Origin of the sequence: Methyloceanibacter sp. (genome assembly GCF_051306395.1) — a bacterium.
Classification (GTDB): domain Bacteria; phylum Pseudomonadota; class Alphaproteobacteria; order Rhizobiales; family Methyloligellaceae; genus Methyloceanibacter.
On the sequence record NZ_JBPPND010000146.1, the window covers coordinates 1 to 6162 of the forward strand.

Here is a 6162-nt window from a genome sequence, read left to right on the forward strand (position 1 = left end):
CTGAAGGAAATGCTGGCAAGCGAACCCTTGCGGGAGTTCCTGCGCCCCCGCGAGACGGAGGATGGGTACACCTTCACCTTGCGCGAGGCGATCGTGCTTGCGCGGAAGCCGGAGACGAAACGCGCATGACCCCCGATTGGCACACGCACCGCGCGCCGAACCTCGCCGAGTTCGAGACCATCGCCAACGCGGCCTATAAGAAGCTGCCCGCGGCCTTCCGCGACATGACCAAGGACGTCTTGATCCGGGTCGAGGACTTCCCCACCGACGAGGTGCTCGACTCGCTCGGCATCGAGTCCCCTTTCGGCCTGCTCGGGCTCTATCAGGGCGTCGATCTCACCCGCCAAAGCGTGCTCGACGTCTCGGCGCTGCCGGAGATGATCTTCCTCTATCGGCGGCCGATTCTCGACTACTGGGCCGAGCACGAGGACAAGCTCGGCGACATTATCGCCCATGTTCTGGTGCATGAGATCGGCCACCATTTCGGCCTGTCCGACGACGACATGGAGCGCATCGAATCCGAAGCCGCGAACTGACCCGCGACAGTGTGCGGTAATTGCCTAGATACCAATCTCGCCTTAGAGTGTGCCAACGATGCTTAGCGGACGGGCAATTTTTCGTTATGCGGCGGTCGCCGCGCTTGCGGTTGCAGGCCTCTCCGGCCTGAGCAACACCGCGCGCGCACAGGAATTCGTCTATCGCGGCGGTTCCACGGGCGGCCCCACCATCGAGCAATATCTCGAGCAGGTGGGCCCTTCCGGCAAGGAAATCCCCCACGGGAGCCTCAAGATCGACGGCATTCGCGTGAATTGCGGCACGCGGCCGACCGTGCTGAACCCGGACTTCGATAGCTGGGGAGGCGCCTTTCCGGGCTTCCTCATTCTCAACACCACGAAGATCGCGGGGCTCTCCACGCAGGTAAAGCTCTACATCTACTCCCATGAGTGCGGTCACCAGTTCATCGGTGCCAGTGAGACGAAGGCCGACCTGTTCGCCATCCGGCGGGGCGTGAAATGGGGCTGGCTCGACGCCCAAGGCATGGAGCAGATCTGCACCTTCATCTCCCAGCTGAAGGGTGACGCGGTGCATCCGCCCGGACCGCAGCGCTGCGAGACGATGCGGGCCTATTACCGCCAGCTGGTCAACGGCAGCCAGAACGCGAAGTCCGATCGGGGTGTCTTTACGCTCGGCCCGTCGAACTAGCCTGTTCCGCGCGCTAGAAAATCCAGGCGATCATCAGCCAGAAGATCACGAAGAAGATCAGAAAGCCTGCGATGGTGAAGGGCAGCTCGCCGAAAATGGCGTCGCCGCCGGACACCACGGCCATCACCAGAATCGCCGCGAACGACACCGCGAACGAGATCAGCGCCGCGTTCTTGAGCCCCAGCCCGGCGGAAAATGGATCGGCCTCCCCCATCATCCCGGTGAAGTAGGTGAGCCCGGCGAAGCCCATCAGGACGAGCAGGATCAGCGCGACCGCCGCCGCCACGAACAATCGCGTGGCCTCTTTCCGGTCCTGCCGGTCTCCTTCGCCCGCCATGGCTCTTGGCTCCCCGCCTAGTCGTCCAGCCGCATTTCCTGCGCCCGGCTGATCGCCTCGCGCACTTGATGCGGGTCGGGTAGGTCCGTGACCGTGAACTCAGGCTCGTCCCCCGCCGTCTTGATCTCGATTTCGCCCACGCCGAGGATGCGGTTGATGAAGCTCTGATTGACCTGCACCGAACGTACATGCCGCAGCGACACGGCCAGCCGCTCCTTGCTCAAGATTCCCTGCTCATAGAGGAGCTCATGGTCGCTCACCGTCAGCGCCGTGGCCCGGGTCTTGATGTACCAATAGAGCAGGATGAGCAGGCCGATGCCGAACGCGGCGATCAGGAGCACGAACAGGATGAACCAAAACGGGTGCGCCCGGAACATCGCCGGATGCGCCTTGTAAATCTCCGTGCTCACCATGCTTTTGTCTCCCACCGCTTGGTCCCGGACCTTAAGGCCCACAATGGCCGGAGAAAAGCGCGGATATGTGACGGTGGAAACCGGGCTCGCGAGCCGCTATATGGCTGGCGGATAAGAGGTTACCCATGGAAAAATTCACGACGCTCACGGGCATCGCCGCCCATCTGCCGATGATCAATGTCGATACCGACATGATCATCCCGAAGCAGTACCTGAAGACGATCAAGCGCACCGGGCTGGGCGAAGGCCTATTCGCCGAGCTGCGCTACGACGAGGCGGGCGAGAAGCTGCCCGATTTCGTGCTGCACCAGGCGCCCTATACGGAGGCCAAGATCCTCATCGCCGGCGACAATTTCGGCTGCGGCTCTTCCCGCGAGCACGCCCCCTGGGCCCTGCTCGATTTCGGCTTCCGCTGCATCGTCGCCCCGTCCTTTGCCGACATCTTCTACAACAACTGCTTCAAGAACGGCATTTTGCCGATCGTTCTGCCGCAGGCCGAGATCGACAAGCTGATCGACGATGCGTCACGCGGCGACAACGCGCGGCTCACCATCGATCTGGAAGCGCAGGAGATCCGCGGACCCGACGGCGGGGCGATCCCCTTCGACGTCGACCCGCACCGCAAGCGCTGCCTGATCGAAGGGCTCGACGATATCGGCCTCACCCTGGAGAAGGCCGAAGCGATCGAAGCCTTCGAGCAGCAGAACGCCGCCAGCCGCCCCTGGGCTTAACCGCGCCTACTCGAACGGAATCGCGTCCGTCTCCTGTTCGGCGAGCGTCTCGCCGCCGCGCGTGACCTTCACCCGCGCCGTGTAGCTGCCGTCGGGCCAGCCGCCCGCAGGCACGCCGGTCTTGCCCGCCATGACCAGCACGCCGTCCTCGTCCGCGTCGAGTTCGCGCGCATTGTGCATCAGGGATTCGCCGTCCTTCACGAGATGGAGTTCGATGGTGTCGCCTTTCTGTGCGTGTGCCACCAGCACATAGGCGACCCCAGGCGAGTTGAACTTCGGCGTGGGCAACGCCGCCCCGCTCATGAGCTCGTCCTCGGTCACTTTATGGTCGGTGAGCCCCAGCGCCACGACCGTGGTGTCCTGGGCGGACGCGGCTCCGGCCGCTCCGACCAGCAAAAAAGCGGCAAACAGCACCCTTGTCAGCATGTCTCACTCCCGTTACCCAAGCTCCGCCGGTTCTCTCCGGCCTATCGGGACGATGCTTTAGCACAAGGCGGACGCGGATTCATGGCTTCCTACAAACTCCTACTTCTTCCCGGCGACGGCATCGGACCCGAGGTCATGGGCGAGGTGACGCGCCTGATCGATTGGGTGAATACGTCCGGCATTGCCACGATCGAAACCGAGACGGACCTGGTCGGCGGCTGCGCTTACGATGCCCATGGCGAGGCGGTGTCCGACGCCACCATGAGATGCGCGCTCGAAGCCGACGGGGTGATGCTGGGCGCCGTGGGCGGACCCAAATGGGACGGCGTGCCCTATGACAAGCGCCCTGAGGCCGGGCTGCTCCGCTTGCGCAAGGACCTCGAGCTGTTCGCAAATCTCCGCCCCGCCATCTGCTACCCGGCGCTGGCCGATGCATCATCCTTGAAGCGGGAATTGGTCGACGGCCTCGACATCATGATCGTGCGCGAGCTGACCGGTGGCGTTTATTTCGGCGAGCCCAAGGAGATCACCGATCTCGGGAACGGCCAGAAGCGCGCCGTGGATACGCAAGTCTATGAGACCTACGAGATCGAACGCATCGCCGCCGTCGCCTTCGACCTGGCGCGCAAGCGCGGCAATCTCGTCCACTCCGCTGAGAAGCGCAACGTGATGAAGACCGGCGTCTTGTGGAACGAGGTGGTCACGCAGGTCCACAAGGAACGCTATTCAGACGTCAAGCTCGAGCACATCCTCGCCGATAACTGCGCCATGCAGCTTGTGCGCGCACCGAAGCAATTCGACGTCATCGTCACAGACAATCTGTTCGGCGACGTGCTGTCCGACGAGGCCGCCATGGCCACGGGATCGCTTGGCATGTTGCCGTCCGCCTCGCTCGGGGCGGAAGACGAGCGCGGCCGCCGCAAGGCGCTCTACGAGCCCGTACACGGCTCGGCGCCCGACATTGCCGGCAAGGGCGCAGCCAACCCCATCGCCACGATCGCCAGCTTCGCCATGGCCTTGCGCTATTCCTTCGATCTCGGTGACGCGGCGGACAAAATCGAAAGGGCCATCGCACGAGTGCTCGATCAGGGCCTGCGTACCGGCGACATCAAGCAAGACGGCTGCAAGACCGTGGGCACGCGCGAGATGGGCGACGCCATCATTGCGTCGCTAAAGAGTGAAACCTAGGCGCCCATGACAAAGCGATTCGCCCTTGTTGCGGTTGCACTGCTCCTCTTGGGGGCGAACGTGCCAGGCCTTGCCGCCGAGGATCTCGGGCCGCAGGTCACGTCCAAGCGCAAGCCGACGCCTGAGGAACAGGCGCAGAAGCAGGCCCGCGAGGCCTGCAAGATCGAGATCTGCGACATCGTCGAGACCCGGGAGGAGCAAGGGCCGAACATCACTTGCGATATCGGCTGGACTTGGCGCGCCGAGGAGATCGTCGATGCGCTGGGCGGCCGTGTCGATTGGGTCTGGGGCAAGGCGGCGTGCCAATCGACCGTGCGCCTGGAGCGTGCGCCTCTCGCCAATGCCATGAGCGCGCCGCGCGCCTCGATCGAGACAGACATGCACAAGGTGCGCTGCGCTATTCAGCAGGACGGCAAACCCTACGTCATCGAGGTCGAGCTCGCGCCCCGCATTACGTTCAGGAACGGCAAGGCGACCGACGCCAAGGTTAACTGGGGAGAGGTGTCCGCGCCGGCGGCGATCTATCCTCTGCTATACGCCGCGACGGGCCTGGACAACTCGACCAACGCGCTGGGCCCGGAAGTCGTGCGCCAGGTCAACAAGTTCGCCCGCAAGGACTGCGCCGAGGTGAAGGACGAGCTTCCCGGCCGGCGCGTTAACTAGGCCGCGACCCAACCGTCATATTGCGAGCCTATATTCCCCTCAGTGTGGGGGATGGCATGCGGCGAGACTATGGACCAAAAGGCGACACATCCCCTCGGCGGCCTAACGCCGTCGCGCACCGAGACGGCCGCCGACGCGCCGAACGGCCGGCGCACGACCGTTCTTCTTCGCGAGTTTCTGGAGACCCAGACGGCGGACCGCATCAGTCTCGGTGCACTCCGTGACGCGCTGGGCGATCGCGGCTTCGGCGTCCTGCTCCTGATCTTCGCGTTGCCGAATCTCGTGCCGCTGAATATTCCGCTGCTTTCGGCTGTGCTCGGCTTTCCGCTCGTGCTGCTCGGGGCGCAACTCGCCTATGGCCAGCGCCGCCCCTGGTTCCCCAATTGGATCAAGCACCGCTCCTTCCCGCGCGCGAGCTTCGAGGCCGTCGTTTCACGCACTCTGCCCGCGCTGGAGCGAGCCGAGCGGCTTTTCACGCCGCGCCTGACCCAGCTCCTGTCCTGGACCGGCGAGCGCGCCGTCGGCACCCTTGTTCTCTTTCTCGCGCTTGTACTGACCTTGCCCATCCCCTTCGCCAACTGGCTGCCCGCCTTCGCCATCGCCATTTTCGGGCTCGCCATCGTCGAGAAGGACGGCCTGGCGGTCCTTGTCGGCACCGCCGTGGCGGCGGCGAGCGTGATCGTGGCCGGGGCCGTGGTCCTCGGCTTCATCAAGGCGGCGTTGTTGCTGTTCTCGAGCTTTATCGGCTAGAGCGCAGGGTTTGCGGTGCCTTGGCGCTCCGCAGAGCGCCGGTGACGCGCCAGACCGTGTTGCCAACGTCATCGGCCACGAGCAGCGCACCGTCCTTGGCGATCTCGACACCCACGGGGCGCCCGCGCGCCTCTTCGTCCTCGTTGAGGAATCCAGTCAGCACGTCGACTGGCTTGCCTTGGGGCACGCCGTCCACGAACGGCACGAACACCACCTTGTAGCCGCTGCGCGGCGCCCGGTTCCACGAACCGTGCTCGCCGACAAACACACCGCTCGCATAGGCCGGCGGCAAGGTATTGCCATCCGCGAAGGTGAGCCCAAGCGGGGCCACATGGTTGCCGAGCGCGTAATCCGGCACGATGGCGCGCTTCACCAACGCCGGCTTTTGCGGCTCCACGCGCTGGTCGACATGCTTGCCCCAATAGCTGTACGGCCAGCCGTAGAAGCCGCC

Annotated in this window: 10 protein-coding genes; 6 read left to right on the forward strand and 4 right to left on the reverse strand. The window is 64.4% G+C overall.

The window, feature by feature from the left end; all coding sequences use genetic code 11:
• Nucleotides 1-125: 125 nt before the first annotated feature.
• Nucleotides 126-536: a metallopeptidase family protein gene (locus ACSLE4_RS07745; RefSeq protein ID WP_435903898.1), complete on the forward strand. Its 411-nt coding sequence runs from the start codon at nucleotides 126-128 to the stop codon at nucleotides 534-536.
• 58 nt (nucleotides 537-594) lie between these two features.
• A complete protein-coding gene (locus ACSLE4_RS07750) occupies nucleotides 595-1203 on the forward strand; it encodes a hypothetical protein (protein WP_435903899.1) in 609 nt (202 codons plus the stop codon).
• A gap of 13 nt (nucleotides 1204-1216) precedes the next feature.
• On the opposite strand, the gene ACSLE4_RS07755 is transcribed toward ACSLE4_RS07750, so the two are convergent.
• Together ACSLE4_RS07755 and ACSLE4_RS07760 are read right to left on the reverse strand one after the other, a co-directional pair.
• Complete coding sequence (locus ACSLE4_RS07755; protein WP_435903900.1) at nucleotides 1217-1540, reverse strand: hypothetical protein; 324 nt, start codon at nucleotides 1538-1540, stop codon at nucleotides 1217-1219.
• 17 nt (nucleotides 1541-1557) lie between these two features.
• Entirely contained in the window at nucleotides 1558-1953 is a 396-nt protein-coding gene (locus ACSLE4_RS07760) for a PH domain-containing protein (protein WP_435903901.1), read from the reverse strand.
• Nucleotides 1954-2078: 125 nt separating this feature from the next.
• Between ACSLE4_RS07760 and leuD the strand changes: the two genes are divergently transcribed.
• Nucleotides 2079-2684, forward strand: coding sequence for a 3-isopropylmalate dehydratase small subunit (gene leuD, locus ACSLE4_RS07765; RefSeq protein ID WP_435903902.1), 606 nt, complete (start codon nucleotides 2079-2081; stop codon nucleotides 2682-2684).
• Nucleotides 2685-2690: 6 nt separating this feature from the next.
• Here leuD and ACSLE4_RS07770 read toward each other — a convergent pair whose 3' ends face one another.
• A complete protein-coding gene (locus ACSLE4_RS07770; RefSeq protein ID WP_435903903.1) occupies nucleotides 2691-3110 on the reverse strand; it encodes a hypothetical protein in 420 nt (139 codons plus the stop codon).
• Nucleotides 3111-3191: 81 nt separating this feature from the next.
• On the opposite strand from ACSLE4_RS07770, the gene leuB reads away from it, so the two are divergent.
• The 3 genes from leuB to ACSLE4_RS07785 all read left to right on the forward strand — a co-directional run bounded on the left by leuB (nucleotide 3192) and on the right by ACSLE4_RS07785 (nucleotide 5711).
• Complete coding sequence (leuB, locus tag ACSLE4_RS07775; protein WP_435903904.1) at nucleotides 3192-4298, forward strand: 3-isopropylmalate dehydrogenase; 1107 nt, start codon at nucleotides 3192-3194, stop codon at nucleotides 4296-4298.
• 6 nt (nucleotides 4299-4304) lie between these two features.
• A complete protein-coding gene (locus tag ACSLE4_RS07780) occupies nucleotides 4305-4961 on the forward strand; it encodes a hypothetical protein (RefSeq protein WP_435903905.1) in 657 nt (218 codons plus the stop codon).
• A 69-nt stretch (nucleotides 4962-5030) separates the two neighbouring features.
• Entirely contained in the window at nucleotides 5031-5711 is a 681-nt protein-coding gene (locus ACSLE4_RS07785) for an exopolysaccharide biosynthesis protein (protein WP_435903906.1), read from the forward strand.
• Here ACSLE4_RS07785 and ACSLE4_RS07790 read toward each other — a convergent pair.
• Nucleotides 5701-6162, reverse strand: a 462-nt coding sequence (locus ACSLE4_RS07790) for a PQQ-dependent sugar dehydrogenase (RefSeq protein ID WP_435903907.1), incomplete at its 5' end; no start/stop codon positions are given. The two genes, ACSLE4_RS07785 and ACSLE4_RS07790, sit on opposite strands and share 11 nt — an antisense overlap.

What these genes read in the sequence shown, in the direction of transcription:
- leuD (WP_435903902.1), top strand. Translation starts at nt 2,079, where the DNA reads ATGGAAAAATTCACGACGCTCACGGGCATCGCCGCCCATCTGCCGATG.
- ACSLE4_RS07770 (WP_435903903.1), bottom strand. Translation starts at nt 3,110, where the DNA reads ATGCTGACAAGGGTGCTGTTTGCCGCTTTTTTGCTGGTCGGAGCGGCC.
- ACSLE4_RS07780 (WP_435903905.1), top strand. Translation starts at nt 4,305, where the DNA reads ATGACAAAGCGATTCGCCCTTGTTGCGGTTGCACTGCTCCTCTTGGGG.
- ACSLE4_RS07760 (WP_435903901.1), bottom strand. Translation starts at nt 1,953, where the DNA reads ATGGTGAGCACGGAGATTTACAAGGCGCATCCGGCGATGTTCCGGGCG.
- ACSLE4_RS07785 (WP_435903906.1), top strand. Translation starts at nt 5,031, where the DNA reads ATGGACCAAAAGGCGACACATCCCCTCGGCGGCCTAACGCCGTCGCGC.
- leuB (WP_435903904.1), top strand. Translation starts at nt 3,192, where the DNA reads ATGGCTTCCTACAAACTCCTACTTCTTCCCGGCGACGGCATCGGACCC.
- ACSLE4_RS07745 (WP_435903898.1), top strand. Translation starts at nt 126, where the DNA reads ATGACCCCCGATTGGCACACGCACCGCGCGCCGAACCTCGCCGAGTTC.
- ACSLE4_RS07750 (WP_435903899.1), top strand. Translation starts at nt 595, where the DNA reads ATGCTTAGCGGACGGGCAATTTTTCGTTATGCGGCGGTCGCCGCGCTT.
- ACSLE4_RS07755 (WP_435903900.1), bottom strand. Translation starts at nt 1,540, where the DNA reads ATGGCGGGCGAAGGAGACCGGCAGGACCGGAAAGAGGCCACGCGATTG.